Annotated in this window: 12 protein-coding genes; 11 read left to right on the top strand and 1 reads right to left on the bottom strand. The window is 27.7% G+C overall.

The annotated features are described in order from the left end of the window. Positions 1-59: 59 nt before the first annotated feature. The 11 genes from ytxJ (at position 60) to ACP7AT_RS07810 (ending at position 14,761) form a co-directional block, all read left to right on the top strand. The gene (ytxJ, locus tag ACP7AT_RS07860; RefSeq protein WP_426063791.1) at positions 60-449 is read left to right on the top strand and encodes a bacillithiol system redox-active protein YtxJ; all 390 of its coding nucleotides are present in this window, start codon (positions 60-62) and stop codon (positions 447-449) included. Between the two features lie 56 nt (positions 450-505). Further along, a complete protein-coding gene (locus ACP7AT_RS07855; protein ID WP_426063790.1) occupies positions 506-1,180 on the top strand; it encodes a hypothetical protein in 675 nt (224 codons plus the stop codon). A gap of 1,263 nt (positions 1,181-2,443) precedes the next feature. After that, a complete protein-coding gene (locus ACP7AT_RS07850; protein ID WP_426063789.1) occupies positions 2,444-3,592 on the top strand; it encodes an MraY family glycosyltransferase in 1,149 nt (382 codons plus the stop codon). Between the two features lie 44 nt (positions 3,593-3,636). Continuing rightward, complete coding sequence (locus tag ACP7AT_RS07845) at positions 3,637-4,392, top strand: polysaccharide biosynthesis/export family protein (protein ID WP_426063788.1); 756 nt, start codon at positions 3,637-3,639, stop codon at positions 4,390-4,392. Positions 4,393-4,437: 45 nt separating this feature from the next. Continuing rightward, positions 4,438-6,768: a GumC family protein gene (locus ACP7AT_RS07840; protein WP_426063787.1), complete on the top strand. Its 2,331-nt coding sequence runs from the start codon at positions 4,438-4,440 to the stop codon at positions 6,766-6,768. A gap of 721 nt (positions 6,769-7,489) precedes the next feature. Continuing rightward, positions 7,490-8,770 carry an oligosaccharide flippase family protein gene (locus ACP7AT_RS07835; protein ID WP_426063786.1) on the top strand — a complete coding sequence of 427 codons (1,281 nt, stop codon included), beginning with the start codon at positions 7,490-7,492 and terminating at the stop codon, positions 8,768-8,770. A gap of 3 nt (positions 8,771-8,773) precedes the next feature. After that, positions 8,774-10,048: a hypothetical protein gene (locus ACP7AT_RS07830; protein WP_426063785.1), complete on the top strand. Its 1,275-nt coding sequence runs from the start codon at positions 8,774-8,776 to the stop codon at positions 10,046-10,048. A 14-nt stretch (positions 10,049-10,062) separates the two neighbouring features. Next, positions 10,063-11,238: a glycosyltransferase family 4 protein gene (locus ACP7AT_RS07825; protein WP_426063784.1), complete on the top strand. Its 1,176-nt coding sequence runs from the start codon at positions 10,063-10,065 to the stop codon at positions 11,236-11,238. A gap of 350 nt (positions 11,239-11,588) precedes the next feature. Then, positions 11,589-12,509: a glycosyltransferase gene (locus ACP7AT_RS07820; RefSeq protein ID WP_426063783.1), complete on the top strand. Its 921-nt coding sequence runs from the start codon at positions 11,589-11,591 to the stop codon at positions 12,507-12,509. A gap of 39 nt (positions 12,510-12,548) precedes the next feature. Further along, complete coding sequence (locus ACP7AT_RS07815; protein ID WP_426063782.1) at positions 12,549-13,670, top strand: glycosyltransferase family 4 protein; 1,122 nt, start codon at positions 12,549-12,551, stop codon at positions 13,668-13,670. Further along, entirely contained in the window at positions 13,667-14,761 is a 1,095-nt protein-coding gene (locus ACP7AT_RS07810) for a DUF1972 domain-containing protein (protein WP_426063781.1), read from the top strand. The genes ACP7AT_RS07815 and ACP7AT_RS07810 overlap by 4 nt, the downstream gene beginning before the upstream one ends. A 365-nt stretch (positions 14,762-15,126) precedes the next feature. Here ACP7AT_RS07810 and ACP7AT_RS07805 read toward each other — a convergent pair whose 3' ends face one another. After that, positions 15,127-16,362, bottom strand: a complete 1,236-nt coding sequence (locus ACP7AT_RS07805) for an RsmB/NOP family class I SAM-dependent RNA methyltransferase (RefSeq protein ID WP_426063780.1) — start codon at positions 16,360-16,362, stop codon at positions 15,127-15,129. Positions 16,363-16,396: the final 34 nt, after the last annotated feature.

The following is a 16,396-nucleotide window of genomic DNA, read 5'->3' as shown; positions in this document are numbered from 1 at the left end:
CAGAAATTTCATGATTTATATCATGTATAAAAGTCAAAATGTCTTAAAACAATAAAATTATGAGTTTTTTTAAAAATATTTTTAATAGTTCAAACGATGCAAATTCAAATGAAAACAAAATCATCTGGAACCAACTAACTGATTTGGCACAACTCAATGAAATTACCATCATTTCGAATGAAAAACCGGTGGCTATTTTTAAACACAGTACGCGATGCAGTATAAGTAGGATGGCGCTGAAACAATTTGAAAATGAGTTTAATAGCTCAGATAAAGTTACGCCTTATTTTTTAGATTTAATAGCACATCGCGATATTTCTAATGAAATTGCAACTCGTTTTGGAGTACATCATCAATCTCCCCAATTGATTTTAATCAAAGAAGGAAAAGCCATTTATAATGTTTCTCATAGTGATATTGATGCGGAAGAGTTGGGGAGAAAAGTTTAAAAAAAACTCAAGGAAATTTTAAAATTTAACAAGTTATTAATTAATTTAATGATAAAATGGAGGTAAGTAAATGGCTGATCGCCGGAATAGTAGTTGGTCAATTATTAGTTTCATGCGAAGTAGTTCGTATTAGTGAAAATTCAAATTATAAGGATTCAAAATTTGTTTTTGGTCCCAACAAAACTGCGGTACTTTTTGGTGATGACACAGTATTAATTAGTGAATTTTCCAAAACATTTAATAAAGAGTACAAACAAAAAAAGGATTTTGTGAAACAGTATGATAGTTTATGTGCTGTTACATTGAAACAAGAAAATATATTTGGTGATATAAAGTATGATAAATCATTTGAATTTATTTCAAATGATCAAGTGATTGTTACCCAAGATCAACAAAAGAAAGTAGATTCATTATTTACAAATACTAGCGCTGATTACTTGATAAGAATTTATGATCACGAAATTACAAACAGTATACAAGGAAATCCTGGTATGGGTATGGCTATGTCCGGAGGTATGGGTATGACTGCAGGTACTCAAAGTGAAAGTTGTATTATTAAATCTCATTTTCAGATTTATGATGTAAAGTCACGAAAAAAAGTATTGGATTTTATATCAAAAGGAAATGGTAGCGTTATGTTTTTTGCATTTGAGAAAGCCCTTACAGATGCAATTATCAGTTCGATTAAAAACTCAGCGATATATTTAAAAACTGGAAAATTAAAATTTTAAACTAATTTATAAATATTTAGTTTTTTATGAAAGTGGGAGATACAGTTTTGTTTCTGAATTTATTTTTTAAGTATTTAAAAAAGAACCTCGTTTAAAAATATTAAACGAGGTTTTTTTATTCTTAATAAGAATCGTTTATTTTCTTTTTCATGGGATCCAAGCACAAATTATTATTGCTTTCTTCATAAATGTGCTTGATTTCTTTTCGAGATTGAAATGTCCCATTTTCCAAATGTTAAGTAACCGCTTTTTAGGCATCTCTAAAAAGCACTTCTGCAACCACCATTTCGTTAAAGAAATTTACAGTTGACAAATAATCGTATTTTATTTCCCAAGATATACTCTTTTATCTCAACAACTTTTATCACAAAAACAGCAATATCCAAACACGCTTTCCGGTTTTGAATTGCTAAAAATAATCCTATTTCCAGTACTTAAAAATCTCTGCTGTAACAACTTTGATGGCTGTTTATGATTAGAGTAATTTTGTACCGCAACGCTTTAATTTTATTGCATCTAAAGCAAATTAATTCAAAAAAATCTGATTTTTCTTTTGTTTGATATGCTATTAAAATTTATCTCTAAATCTTTCGGAAATTCGTTTTCATTCCTTTTTTGTAAACTAAATAGTCACAAGAAATCTTTACTATTTCCTCTTCCATTCGGTAAAAAATTTTAGATTTCCAAATGGTATCGGCTTTTTAGTAACCGCGTTATTCATTTTGGATTTAAGTCTTTTCATTTTTTCAATGATACTTCATTATTCGTTTTTTTTATATTGTAACAACTTTTAAGATCAAAATTCAAAATTGAAATCGTAATATTTAAAGTTTTAATTATAAAAATAATGAACTGTAATATGCTGTTTATCATGTTTTTAAGACAATATTACCTTTTATCGAATATATTGGTTATTGATAGTTAAAATTATTTGAAACCAATAATTATATTTAGATTTAGATCAAAATTGTAACCCCATTTGTAAATAAGAAAAATAATTATTACCCATAACATTTTTAATACTAATAAATAATTTTTTATCATGTAAGAAATTCAGACTGATAATATTCCTAATAAAAAAATTAGTCATTTGAAATTTTAAAAATGTCTTAGATTCAGGTTAATTAATTTTTTTATCATAAATAAATATTTTCTTAAAAATAAAAAAAGTAAAAGTAGACAGGAATTAATTATCAAAAGCAGATAGAAAAAGAAATTATTTCATTGAATAAAATATTTTATAATAATAAAAAAATAAAAAAGATGTTACAAGAAATCATGTCTAATTTATCAGTGTTAAGTATAATGATAGTTATAATTTCGTTTTTATTAGTGTATGTTATTATACCAAATATACATCGGATAATAAAAGTTCGGAATTTAAACGATCAACCCAATAATCGTAGCTCTCATTTTTGTCCAACACCCACTATGGCAGGTGTAGCCTTTTATTTTACAATTATGATTTCACTTTTTTTTATTAAACATTTTGATATTGAAAATATTGGCAATAATCTAATTGCAGCGATAACAATAGTATTTATAATAGGTTTAAAAGACGACTTGGTAGTGACATCTCCACGGGACAAATTAACAATGGAAACCATAGCTATCATTTTTTTATTAGCATCAAATAGTATGCATGTGAAAACTTTGAATGGATTTTTAGGAATATATGAATTACCTGAAATATTAGAATATTGTGGAATTATTTTTATTTTATTGACGATTATTAATGCATTTAATTTTATCGATGGAATAGATGGTTTAGCTTCCACAATCGCAATTGTAATCTTTAGTGTGTTTTCTTTAATTTTTTACGCCTCTGATTTACACTTTTATTTTTTAATTAGTTTGAGTGTTATAGGAATGTTACTGGCTTATTTATATTATAATTTTTCGACGACACAGAAAATTTTCATGGGTGATACAGGTTCGTTGCTGATAGGATTTTTTATAGGATTTTGTACATTAAAATTTCTTTCTATGGATACTTCATTGTTAAGCAATTTTACGTTTAAAGCTGAAAATAAATTAGTAATTGTATTTGCGGTACTATTCATGCCTTTATTTGATATGTTTAGGGTGATTGGATTAAGAATGATGGAAGGAAAAAGTCCCTTTAAGGCAGATAGAAATCATATTCATCATATTTTAATTGATTCAGGTCTGTCACATTTTAAAGTTGCAATGACTTTAGGATTTCTAAACTATGTAATTATTATAATTACTTTATGGCTTTCATCATTTTTAGATAGTTTTCAAATGTCTGTTTTTTTAATATTTTTATATGTTATCATGTTACTTTTCTTCAGCCTATTAAAAGAATTAACAATGTATAGTGTAGGTGAAATTTTCATAAGTAAATTCAATTATTTTCTTTTAAATAAAAATGAAAAAAGTGAATTATGAAAAATATTATCTCCGTATAAAAATAAAATTTAAACAACAATTATATGAAAAATAAAAATATTAAATACTTATTGCTAGTATGGTTAACTGTAATTTTCACCAGCTGTGTTTCTTCTAAAAAAATGGTGTATTTTCAAGACAATGGGAATGATTTAACTTTTGAAAATTATGAAATTTTTGAGCCTAAAATTCAAATAGGTGATATTTTAAGCATCAACGTATCAGCAATTGATAAAGGAGCAGCAGTTCCTTTTAATTTATATGAATCGATTAGTGCAGCGGATCCAGAACCCTTAACTTATATCGTTGATAATGAAGGTGAAATTAATTTTCCAGTTATTGGAGCTGTTAAAGTAGAAGGAATTACTACAAAATTATTGACAAAAAAATTAACTGTGACTTTAGCAGAATATCTTGCAAAACCTATTGTAAACATTCGATTAATAAATTTTAAAGTAGCTGTTTTAGGTGAAGTAAAAACTCCAGGTACTTATTTAATACCAAACGAGCGAGTTACCATAATAGAAGCCATTAGCTTAGCCGGTGATCTAACCATACACGGTAAGAGAAAAAATGTAATGTTAATAAGAGAGCAGGCAGGAAAAAGAGCTATTATCAAACTAGATTTAACGGATAAAAAAATCTTTAGTTCTCCTTATTTTTATTTAGCGCAAAATGATGTGATTTATGTAGAACCTAATAAAACAAAGTTAAACTCATCAGCTGTTGGCGCTAATGCAGGTATAATACTTTCATCAATTTCATCATTAATTTCAATAATAGCCATTCTTACTCGCTAAAACTTTAAAATCTAAATTATGCAAAATGAGAACCCCTCCAATTATATGTTTGAAGACGAAGAACCCATTAATTATCGAGAAAAATTTGAAAAGTATGCCTACAATTGGAAATGGTTTTTAATTAGCATATTTATTTTTAGTTTAGGCGCATACGCATATTTAAAATTTATCCCTAAACAATATACTGTTACTTCAACAATTTTAATTAACGATGAAAACAGTAAGGGGTTGCCTTCTGAACTTTCAGCTTTTGAAGACTTAGGACTGACCACTCTTGGTAAAACATCTATCGATAATGAAATTGGGATGCTAAAATCGTTTAGTTTGATGGAAAGTGTAGTAAAAAAATTAGGTACAAACATTACTTTTTATGAAAAGGGAATGATTTCCAATAAAGAATTATACAAAAATGAAATTCCTTTCATAATTAATTTTTTATTGAAAGATTCCTTAGTGTATAGTAAAGACACTACTTTTTCCATTCTTGCTTTAACACCTGCAAAATTTGTTCTCAAAAACAGTAGGGGTACAGTTAGTAAAGTCTATTTATTTGGTGAAAATGTGCAAACAGATTTTGGAAATATTACTATTATACCAGCTGAATTAAAAAACTTAAAAAAAAATGAAGAAATAGTAGTTAAGGTCGTTCCCATAAAAAATATTATTGAAGACTTAAGAACAAATATTGAAGTTAAAACAATGTATAAAAAGTCTAGTTTAATTCAATTAATTTTAAAAGCACCTGTTAAATTAAAGTCACAAGATATTTTAAATAATTTAGTACAACAATATAACAAAGATGCCGTGGATGATAAATTATTTATCGGTAAAAGCACAAATTTATTTATAAATGAACGTCTGGATCTTATTAAAAATGAATTGTCAAATGTAGATCAGGGAGTGGAAAATTTTAAAAAAAATAATCAATTAACCGACATTGACTCTGAATCTTCACTAATACTACAAAACAATGCAGAATTAGAAAAAAAGATTGTTGATTTAAATACTCAGGTAAGAGTTGCTGAGTATGTTACAGATTATGTTAACAAAAACACTGAACAAATTATACCGTCAAATATAGGGCTATCAGATGATGCGGTTAGTACAAATAGTGCTAGATACAATGAATTATTAATAGAACGCAATCGGATTTTAAAGAGTTCAAGCAAAAAGAACCCTGTTATTATAAATTTGGATGAGCAACTGAAACAATTGAGAACCGGAATATCACATGGTTTGCAAAATTTAAAAGCATCTCTGAATATCGCTTTAAATAATACTAAAAAAGAGGAAGATAAAGTATTTTCAAGAATTTATTCGGCGCCAAAACAAGAACGACAATTTAAAGAATTTCAACGTCAACAGCAAATTATTGAAACCTTATATTTGTTTCTGTTACAAAAAAGAGAAGAAAATGCTATCTCACTAGCAGTAACTGCACCTAAAGCAAAAATAATTGATTTTGCAGATGGGAGCAATAGACCTACAAGTCCAAAATTAATTCTTGTAATCATCACAGCGCTGTCATTAGGTTTATTAATACCATTTACAACTTTGTATATTATATATTTTTTTGATAATAAAGTCCAATCTATAAAAGACATTGAAAGTATCATAAAAGCACCAATAATTGGAGAAATCCCTAAAACGATTAGAGGTAGTAAAATCGTAATTCACGACACTGATAAAGAGAATATTTCTGAATCTTTCAGGATGTTGCGAACCAATATTAATTTTATGCTTTCTAAAATAAAAGGTCGCGCAAAAATAATATTTATTATGTCGACAATTGTTGGAGAAGGTAAAACTTTTACCACATTAAATCTAGCATCGGTAATTGCCCTTTCTAATAAAAAAGTATTGTTAATAGGTGGAGATATTAGAAAAGCAAATAGTAATGAATATATTAATCAAAATATAGGAAATGGATTGTCCAATTTTTTAATGGATAATTTTCTAAAAGTTTCGGATGTGATTGAACGTTCTTTAGAAGGAAACTTTGACATTATAAATTCAGGGACAGTACCTCCTAATCCATCTGAGCTAATAATGAACGGTCGTTTTGATGAAATTTTCGATTACGCAAAAGATAATTATGATTACGTTGTTGTAGATACAGCTCCTGTAAAAATGGTTACTGACTCGCTATTGTTAAGTCATTATGCTGATTTATGCTTGTATGTAATTAGACTTAATAATTTAGACAAGAGGCTTTTAGAAATTCCAAAAAAAATGTTCAATGAAAAGCGATTGCCTAATATGGCGATTCTTATAAATGGTGTTGATTTAAAACGAGGCTACGGGTATGGGCAAAGTTATGGGTACGGTAGATCTATTCCAAAAAAAAACTGGTGGAAAAGGATCATAGTAGGATAATTCGATAAGGGAAATCAAAACATTTCAATAGTATTGTTGCTTATTGGCCTTTCAAAGTCAAACTGATAAATTTACTGAAATCATTACAAATCAAAATCATAAATTTTTCGAATTATTTTGATTAGTTAAAATTAAGATTTATTTTTTTAACTTTTTGTGATTCATAAGTTAGTAATCTTACTTTTAAATGATTGACAAAGTGTTTTTTATAATTGATTTGATTCTTTTTTCAAATGAATTAATAGCGTTAATCACTTTTTATTACTACTAAAAAAAAGGAATAAATCATAATTTTTATTAAACGTGGACTGTTCATTTATGTAACTTTCTACAGCGGAGCTGTAAAAAGATTTGTTTGTGAATTAAATTTTTTTTAAAATATTTTATTCTTAAATAGCTAATCTAGATGATTTTTTCTAAAAACAAATTTGGTATTATATTTATTATAGCTATTGCACTTTTATTAATAGCGATGGTTGGATTTGTTATGTTTGTTTAAATTATAATAGTATTCAATTTCAATCATCCAGCGAACTTAATAATATACATCACGCATTTTAAGTTTTTAATTAAAATAAGTTTCATCGTCTTTTAAAAAATTAAATAATTTCTTTAAAGTATTGTTCAACTATAATTTAAGTTTAAAAAATCAAGTGATTTTACCAAAAAACTTTAGTTAAGAAATCTTCTTTTTTGAATTGAAAATTAAAGACATTAGATAATGATAAAAAAATTTAAGAGAGCGGAAAACAAAAAATTATATTCTAATTTTATATCATTATCATTTTTACATGCTGCTAATTTAATATTACCATTAATTACATTTCCCTATATGGTTAGAACTCTTGGAATAGAAATTTACGGACTTGTTATCTTTGCACAAGCACTTATTAGCTATTTTTCTATCATCTCGGAATATGGATTTAATTTTTCCGGAACCAGAGAAATATCATTAACCAAGAATAACACCGAAGAATTAACGACAGCCTATAATTCAATTATGACAGCTCGTTTTGTATTAGTAATAATCTGTTTTGTTGTAATGGCAATTATAGTTTTTAGTTTTGAAAAATTTTCAATTCACTGGGAGTTGTATTTTTTAACCTTTGGTATGGTCATAGGAACAATGTTATTTCCGACGTGGTTTTTTCAAGGAATGGAAAAGATGAAATACATCACAATTCTGTCTGTAAGTTCAAAAGCTATTTTTACTATTTCGATATTTGTATTTGTAAAATCTCCAAGTGATTATTTATTAGTCCCAGTATTAAATTCTGGAGGATATATTTTTGTTGGTATTATTTCAATGATTATAATAAATGTAAATTTTAAAATTCCGTTTAAAATCCAAAAAAGTATAAATGTCTGGAGACATCTTAGAGAAGGATATTATATTTTTATTTCTACAATTTCTACTAATTTATACACAACAACAACTACAGTTGTTTTAGGATTGGTAACTAATACAACTATGGTTGGTTATTATGCAATCGCAGAAAAAGCTTTGAGAATAATTGTAGCCATATTTTCTCCCTTTACTCAAACAATTTATCCACATGTTATTCAATTGGCAAAAAACTCATTCGAAGAAACTGTAGTTTTTTTGCGGAGAATTTTAAATTTTACGATTTTAATTTCAATTTTTATTTGGATAATCGGATTCATTTTTGCAGAGCCAATATTTCATTTGTTGTTTAGTCAAAATGTAAACCATTCAATATTAATTTTTAGAATTTTATCTCCACTTATAATAATACTGCCCACTGCATCAATACTATTTAACGTTGTATTGTTACCTTTTAAAATGGATAAATATTTTTCTAGAATCTACATGACGGGTGCAATTTTAAATTTGTTTGTCTTAGGAATTTTACTTTTTGTATTCAAACTATCTACTGTTGGGGCAGCTATATCTTTATTAATTTGCGAGTTTACCATAACAATTTATGCCGCAATAGTTATTCAAAGAAACAATATAAAAGTATTTTCATTTTATAAATAAATCATGAAAAGATTTCTAAAATCTAATAAAAAAGATCTGACTTTCTGGTATACTGCCCTGCTATTGGTTCTTTCCCAAACAGCTTGGGACCAAGCTGTAGTTTTTTTATCAATTCCTTTATTAATTCATCTTGAACTTAATAGATCAGTAAATACCTCTCTTGGATTAAAAAATATTTTTTTTTTAAAGATGATTATTTTTACAGGATTTTTAGTTGGGATAGTCCATTTAGCGGAATATGATTTGTATTATTTTTCTAGAGATATAATGTACTTTATTCAAGCTCCAATATTTATAATTATCGGGTTTTACATGTCTAAAAACATAATTGATTTTAGAGAGCTAATACGAATTGTTGTACTAAGTTCGCTTGTTATAACTGTTTATAAATTTGTAGAGTTAGTTTTAAATCCAGCATTATTGACCCAACTAGGTCTTGAAACAAGATATGAGTATAGCTTATCAAATGCAACAGCATTGTTAGCATTTACAATATTGTTTTACGCAAGAATATGTAAATTTAAAATATTTAAAAATTTTCAAGAATGGCTGATAATGGGTATTTCTCTGTTCTCAGTTGCGATATCATTTTCGAGAACAGATTATTTTTTATTATTGGTAATGATTTTAATTCCTTTAATAAACAAAGCTTTTTATATTTTAAAAATCTACTGGCTAACAGTGTTTGTAGTAGTAGTAATTATTTTTGGAAGCTTTTTCATAAAAGTTGAATCCAGTGCAATTGAAGAAGATACATTTCAATCAAAAATAAATCATTCTTTCAATGAAATTCTTGTTCAGGATTATGAAACATCATTTGAAATAAGTCAAAACTGGCGCGGATATGAAGCATTTTTAGGGTTAACAAAATTCAGTGAAGGTAATTTTATTGAGATATTAGTTGGCCAGGGCTTCGGTACTGTCGTTTATACTCCGAATTGGATTTTTAATGGTGAAATGGATTCATTAGATGTTTTACCTATGTTCCATAATGGTTTTATTACAGTATTATTAAAAACCGGATTACTTGGGTTATTTTTTTTCTTTCTTTTTTTATTTAAACTATTAAAAGTGGCCTTGAAAGTTCCTGTACTAAGTTTTAGTAAGCTAGAAAAATTAACGACAATGCTTTTACAGGCAGCTGTATTTACAGTCTTACTTCTAACTTTTGTAGTTCATGGAATTTTTACAACAACAACGCCTATGCTGCTACTAATTGTAATTGGCGCTACACTTAAAATGAAAACATTCAGAGGAAAAATTATAAAGTTAAATTAATTGTAACCAACAATATGAAAGAAAAAATTACAGTTGGATATCTAACCGCAAAAAATCCAAAAGATAAAAGAAGTTGGTCCGGAACCCATTTTAAGATGTATGAATCCTTATTGAAAGAAGTCGATGAAGTTTATTTAATTGCGCCAGTAAAGTACAATTTAATAATAAAATCACTGCTTTTAATAAACACTTTTATAAATCAGATGTTTTTTTTAAAAAAATATGATAGATCGCACAGTTTGGTACTAAGTAAATTTTATGCTTCTCAAATAAAAAAAAAACTCAAAAATAAAAAAATTGATGTAATTTTTGCTCCAGTAGCATCGACGGAAATAGCTCATTTGGACACATCGATACCAATATGTTATTTGTCAGATAGCTCTTTTGGACAATTAAACAATTATTATGATTATTTTTCAAATATTTCCTATTTTTCTTATAAAGAGGGTAATTTAATTGAAAAATACGCACTTATAAAGTCCGTCACTCATGTTTATTCTTCCACTTGGGCAGCTGAATATGTAATTAATAATTATAAAGTTGATAAAAGTTCTGTATTTACAGTGCAATTTGGAGCCAATCTAGATTTTACACCGCAAAAAGCAAGTTTAAACAAACAATTCGATAGTACCATAAATTTTCTTTTTTTAGGAGTAGATTGGCAAAGAAAAGGTGGAGAAATTGTAATAGAAACATTCAATCTTTTAATTAATAGAGGATATGATATAACTTTAACAATTTGTGGTTGTATTCCTGTTTTATTACAAAATGATGATAAAATTAAAATAGTGCCATTTCTTGATAAAAACAAATGTGAAGAATATGATATTTTATTAAATATTTTATACAATACACATCTTCTATTTGTTCCTACCCGTGCTGATTGCACTCCTATAGTGTTTTGCGAAGCTAATGCTTTTGGAATACCGGTTATAACTACAGATACCGGTGGAGTTAGTTCAATTATTGAAAGTGGTGTAAATGGTTATACTTTGCCGTTTACAGCTACTTCACATGATTATGCGGCTACTATTCAATCGCTTTTAGATGATCGAGTCCAATTAAGTAATTTATCTTTAAACGCCCGCAAGAAATTTGAAAACGAATTAAATTGGGACATTTGGGGACAGAAAATGAGAGAAATACTTAAAATGACAAAACTTCCAAATTACAAGAGCGAAAGTAATTAGGAGTTTAGCATTTAACTGATAATTATATTGTTTTTAATTTATAGAATTTTCTTTTATAACTAATTAAAGCTAAAATTTCTTTATTGCTAGAGCTACGTTAAATTAATTTAATCCGTTGGTTGTAATTTTTTTTAATAATAAATTTTAGTCAATTTTAGTAATTTTCTCCCGAACCCTTGGAAAAAAAATTGTCAATACAACAAGAAATATTTCATTTAAAACGGTTCTTAATCAAATTGGTGTTTTACTTCACTCCACAAAAAAAACTTGAACTAATGTTTTGAACTACTACACTTAACAAGTTGATATTTGGTGCTCTAAAAACAGTTTCTAAAGCAAAACACTATTTGATGAAAAAAGTAAATAAATTAACGTCTATTGATGTAATAGTCTTGAATTTTGAATCTTATTTAGATACTATTAACTGCGTTAAGTACTTGCAAAAACAAGAAAAAATAGATTTAAATATTCTAATAGTTGATAATTGCTCATCCAATAAATCATATGATATATTAAAAGATACGTATCTAGAAATTAAAAATATTGAAGTAATTCTTAGCGAAAAAAATGGAGGTTATGCATATGGCAATAATTTTGGTTTACATCATTTAGAAAAAAAGAACATAGATTTCATTGTAATTAGCAATAATGATATTATGATAAAAGACACATTATTATTATTCAAAATGGCTGAACAATATAAAAAATTAAATAAACCGGCTTTTATCGCTCCTTTAATGCATGATAATGGAAAGATATCAAAGATGTCAGCATGGAAAATCCCAAGATTTATAGATGATTTAAAAGGCTCACTATTCATATTAGATTTTTTTTTTCGTGATGAAGACTTCTTCAGAGGGAGGCAAATCTATAATACTGACCATCTTTCAAAAACCAAGCCTGTAGATTGTTTGGCGGGCTCTTTTTTCATGGGTGTTAAAAAAGTGTTTTTTGATATGGGGTTGTTAGATGAAAATACTTTTTTGTATATGGAAGAATCTATTATAGGTATCAAAGTTAAAAGATTGGGACTTAACAATTACCTTTTGTATAACTTAAATTATAATCATTTATCCTCACAAACTATTTCAAATCATTTGAGTTTTATTAAAATGCACAAATACGCTTTCAAAAGTAAAATCTATTTTCATAAAGCATATCTTAAGTCGAGCAACTCAAAAATCTTTTTATTAAAATCTTTATTTGAAGTATGGAAAATTGAAAGTTATTTTGTCAGAAAAATAAAGATATATTTGAGTGTAAAGAAGTAACAGAATGCCGGTAGTAAATTTTTTAAAATCAGTATATGTATGAAAAACTATAAAATTTTTGTTGATGCACATATATTTGACGGGGAATTTCAAGGTACATTGACATATGTTAAAGAATTGTATTTAAAGATTTTATTTTTAAACCCTACTATTACCTTGTATTTTGGTGCAAATAAAATTGAAAATATTAAGGAATATTTTGGAAATCATCCGAATGTAAAATACATTCAGTATTCTTCGACAAGAAGTTTTAATAGGATTTTTATTGAAATACCTAAAATAATCAATGAATTAGGTTGCACACATGCTCATTTTCAGTATGTTATTCCTTTTTTTAAAAATAGAAACTGCAAGTATATCGTTACAATTCATGATATTCTTTTTAATGATTTTTTTAATGATTTTTCTTTTTTCTATCGATTACAACGTAACATATTATTTTTTTTAAGTGCTAAACGCTGTGACTATTTACTAACGGTCTCAGATTATTCCAAACAAAAAATTGCCAAACAATTTAATATTAAAGCAAATAAAATAATAATTACCCCAAATGCTGTTTCAGATGATTACTTTCATTTTAAAAGCTCAAAAGATGTGTCAAAATTATACATCAATGATCGATATGCCGTCCAAAATTTTATTTTATATGTAAGCCGTATAGAACCGAGAAAAAATCAAAATTTATTAGTTACAGCTTTTGTGAAGGAAAAACTTTGGAAAAAAGGTTTTGCTCTCGTATTAATTGGAGACAATACATTGCACAGTGGACTTTTTGACAATATAAGTAGTTTAAAAAAAGAAATTAAAAAATCTATTTTCTGGTTTGAGAAAGTTAGTGATTTAGATTTGAAGAATTTTTTAAATGCAGCAGAATTTTTTGTCTATCCTTCTAAAGCTGAAGGATTTGGTATCCCTCCACTAGAAGCGGGAGCATTGTGTACACCTGTTATTTGCTCTAATACTACCGCAATGGCTGATTTTGATTTTTTTAAACCCTATTTTTTTGATCCAAATAATTACGACGAATTCGCTAAAATCATTAATCAAATGACAAAAAACATAAAAAATATAGATTTAAGTGCAATACAATCAACTATTAAAGGAAAATATTCTTGGGAAGAAAGCGCTAAAATAATGCTTGAAAAAGTAATTTCAGTATGATACAAAAAAAAATAGCCATTATCGGTGTTGTTGGTCTTCCTGCTAAATATGGTGGCTTTGAAACTCTTACTGAATATTTAACGAAGCACTTAACCAATTCATTTGATGTTACTGTTTATTGTAGTGGTGTTTTTTATTCTAAAAAGTTAAAAAGGTATAATAATGCCAATTTAAAATACATTCCATTAAATGCAAATGGTGTTCAAAGTATTTTGTACGATATAATTTCCATTTTTAACGCCGTATTTTATGCCGATGTACTGTTAATATTGGGAGTTTCGGGTTGTATTGTTTTGCCATTTATTAAATTGATATCTAATAAATTAATTATTGTTAACATCGATGGGTTAGAGTGGAAACGTGCAAAATGGGGGAGGGTAGCTAAAATGTTTTTAAAATATTCTGAAAAAATAGCAGTAACTTACGCCGATAATGTTGTTGCAGACAACAAAGTAATCCAAGAGTATGTAAAATACGTTTATAATATCAATAGTGAGTTAATTGCATATGGTGCTAATCACACAAAGAAAGAAGCGTTAAGTTCCATTGTTGTATCTCAATATCCTTTCTTGGCTAAAAAATACGCATTTAAAGTTTGTAGAATAGAACCAGAAAATAACATCTATTTAATATTGCATTCCTTTTCAGAACATCCAAGTTTAAATATTGTTGTTATTGGGAATTGGAACAACAGTAATTATGGTAAAGAAATGAAATTGAAATTCAATAATTTTGAAAATATCCATTTATTAGAGCCCATTTATGATCAAAATATATTAAACCAAATTAGAAGTAATTGTTATGTATATGTACATGGCCATAGTGCAGGAGGAACTAATCCTTCATTAGTGGAAGCTATGTATTTAGAGTTGCCAATTATAGCTTATAGTGTAAATTATAATGTGGAAACTACAGCTAACAAAGCCAAGTATTTTGGAAATAAAAATGAATTGTTAAAAATATTATCAAAAATTAATCAAGAAGAGTTAAATGTGGTTGCTAAGGATATGAAAAATGTGGCTAATAAAATTTACACTTGGGAAGCCATTACAGCCGATTATGCTAATCTATTCCTACAAAATTCAAAATAATTTTAGTATCAGAAATCTATGTTAAGACAGAAAGATTAGTTTAGTTTGCCATATGTGATAAAAATGAGCAAATTCGTATCAAAAAATCAACAAAAATAGTGGTTATCGAAAAACAGTGTTTTAGAAATCAAAAGGTTACTAGCTAAAGTTATCTAATCCTAGGTCAATATTTTTAAAATAAATAAAATAGCGCCATATTTTTGAAATCAAAAAATCAAAATAAAAGCGGTAGAAAATTTTAAAATAAAAAAATAAATTAAATGTAAAAAGGATTTCGAATTAAGACAATGTTTGTAATAATAAAAAGCTGTCTTTATGGGACAGCTTCTGTACTCTTAGTAATATGTTTATATTTTAGTTTCTTCTTACAATTGAACCTTTTTGACTTCATCTTTGCGTTCTAAAAGAGCCATGTAAAATCCATCGAAACCTGACTCTGAAGCCAAGATTTTTTGGTCTTTTATAAAATTGAAATGTTTACCAATATCTGTAGTCAAAAAACGAGCAATTTGATCTTGATTCTCGGATGGTAAAATAGAACAAGTAGCGTACACTAATTTCCCTCCCGGTTTTACAATTTTAGAATAACTTTCTAAAACTTCCGATTGTACTTTACGGATGTTGTCAATGAATTCCGGTTTCAATTTCCATTTAGCGTCGGGATTTCTTTTCAAAACTCCTAAACCGCTACATGGTGCGTCAATCAAAACACGGTCTGCTTTTTCATGTAATTTTTTTATGATTTTTGTCGAGTCAATAATACGGTATTCAATATTGAAAGCACCGTCTCTTTTGGCTCTGATTTTTAATTGCTTTAATTTGCTTTCATACAGATCCATAGCGATTAACTGTCCTTTGTTTTCCATTAAAGAAGCAATGTGAAGCGTTTTCCCTCCGGCGCCAGCGCAGGTATCAACTACACGCATTCCTGGTTTTACATCAAGGAAAGCAGCAACTAATTGTGAGTTGGCATCCTGAACTTCAAAAAAACCTTGTTTGAATGCATCAGTCAAGAAAACATTAGCTCTTTCTTTCAGCACTAAAGCGTCAGGCTGATTTTTCAGCGTTTCTGTTTCAATGTTCAAATCCATCAAAATAGCACGCAACGCTTCTCTTGTTGTCTTAAGAGTATTTACCCTCAAGATTACTTTAGCTGGTTGGTTTTGAGCTGTGATTTCGGTAGCCCAAACTTTCTCGCCTAATTCTTTTACGCCTAATTCATCCATCCAGTCCGGAATAGATTCTTTTAAAGCTCTTACTTTTGAAAGTTCGTCAAAACGCCCTTTTATTTTTCGTTCTGGAGTTCCTTCCAGTTGACGCCAATCCGGAATAGGATAACCTCTTAATACTGCCCAAACAGAAAACATTCTCCAAAGATTTTCTCGGTCAAATGGCTCTTTTACTTCGGCTATTTCTGCGTATAATCTTTTCCAACGTACAATTTCGTAGATGGTTTCGGCAACAAACTTTCTGTCAGAACTTCCCCAACGTTTGTCTTTTTTTAAGGATCTTGCCACTACTTTATCCGCATATTCGCCTTCGTTAAAAATGGCATTCAAGGCGTCTATTGTTGTGTAAACTAAATTTCTGTGTAATCTCATTTTAAATAATTGAGGTGCAAAGGTACTATTAATT

Source organism: Flavobacterium sp. DSP2-3-1, from assembly GCF_049896865.1.
Lineage (GTDB): Bacteria > Bacteroidota > Bacteroidia > Flavobacteriales > Flavobacteriaceae > Flavobacterium.
The sequence above is the reverse complement of the archived record's forward strand: the minus strand, read 5'-3'. Positions and strand labels throughout refer to the sequence as shown.

Coding starts and splice junctions, on each gene's coding strand:
- ACP7AT_RS07840 (WP_426063787.1), top strand. CDS start 4,438: ATGTTTGAAGACGAAGAACCCATTAATTATCGAGAAAAATTTGAAAAG.
- ACP7AT_RS07820 (WP_426063783.1), top strand. CDS start 11,589: ATGAAAAAAGTAAATAAATTAACGTCTATTGATGTAATAGTCTTGAAT.
- ACP7AT_RS07815 (WP_426063782.1), top strand. CDS start 12,549: ATGAAAAACTATAAAATTTTTGTTGATGCACATATATTTGACGGGGAA.
- ACP7AT_RS07805 (WP_426063780.1), bottom strand. CDS start 16,362: ATGAGATTACACAGAAATTTAGTTTACACAACAATAGACGCCTTGAAT.
- ACP7AT_RS07810 (WP_426063781.1), top strand. CDS start 13,667: ATGATACAAAAAAAAATAGCCATTATCGGTGTTGTTGGTCTTCCTGCT.
- ACP7AT_RS07825 (WP_426063784.1), top strand. CDS start 10,063: ATGAAAGAAAAAATTACAGTTGGATATCTAACCGCAAAAAATCCAAAA.
- ACP7AT_RS07855 (WP_426063790.1), top strand. CDS start 506: ATGGAGGTAAGTAAATGGCTGATCGCCGGAATAGTAGTTGGTCAATTA.
- ACP7AT_RS07835 (WP_426063786.1), top strand. CDS start 7,490: ATGATAAAAAAATTTAAGAGAGCGGAAAACAAAAAATTATATTCTAAT.
- ACP7AT_RS07845 (WP_426063788.1), top strand. CDS start 3,637: ATGAAAAATAAAAATATTAAATACTTATTGCTAGTATGGTTAACTGTA.
- ACP7AT_RS07850 (WP_426063789.1), top strand. CDS start 2,444: ATGTTACAAGAAATCATGTCTAATTTATCAGTGTTAAGTATAATGATA.
- ytxJ (WP_426063791.1), top strand. CDS start 60: ATGAGTTTTTTTAAAAATATTTTTAATAGTTCAAACGATGCAAATTCA.
- ACP7AT_RS07830 (WP_426063785.1), top strand. CDS start 8,774: ATGAAAAGATTTCTAAAATCTAATAAAAAAGATCTGACTTTCTGGTAT.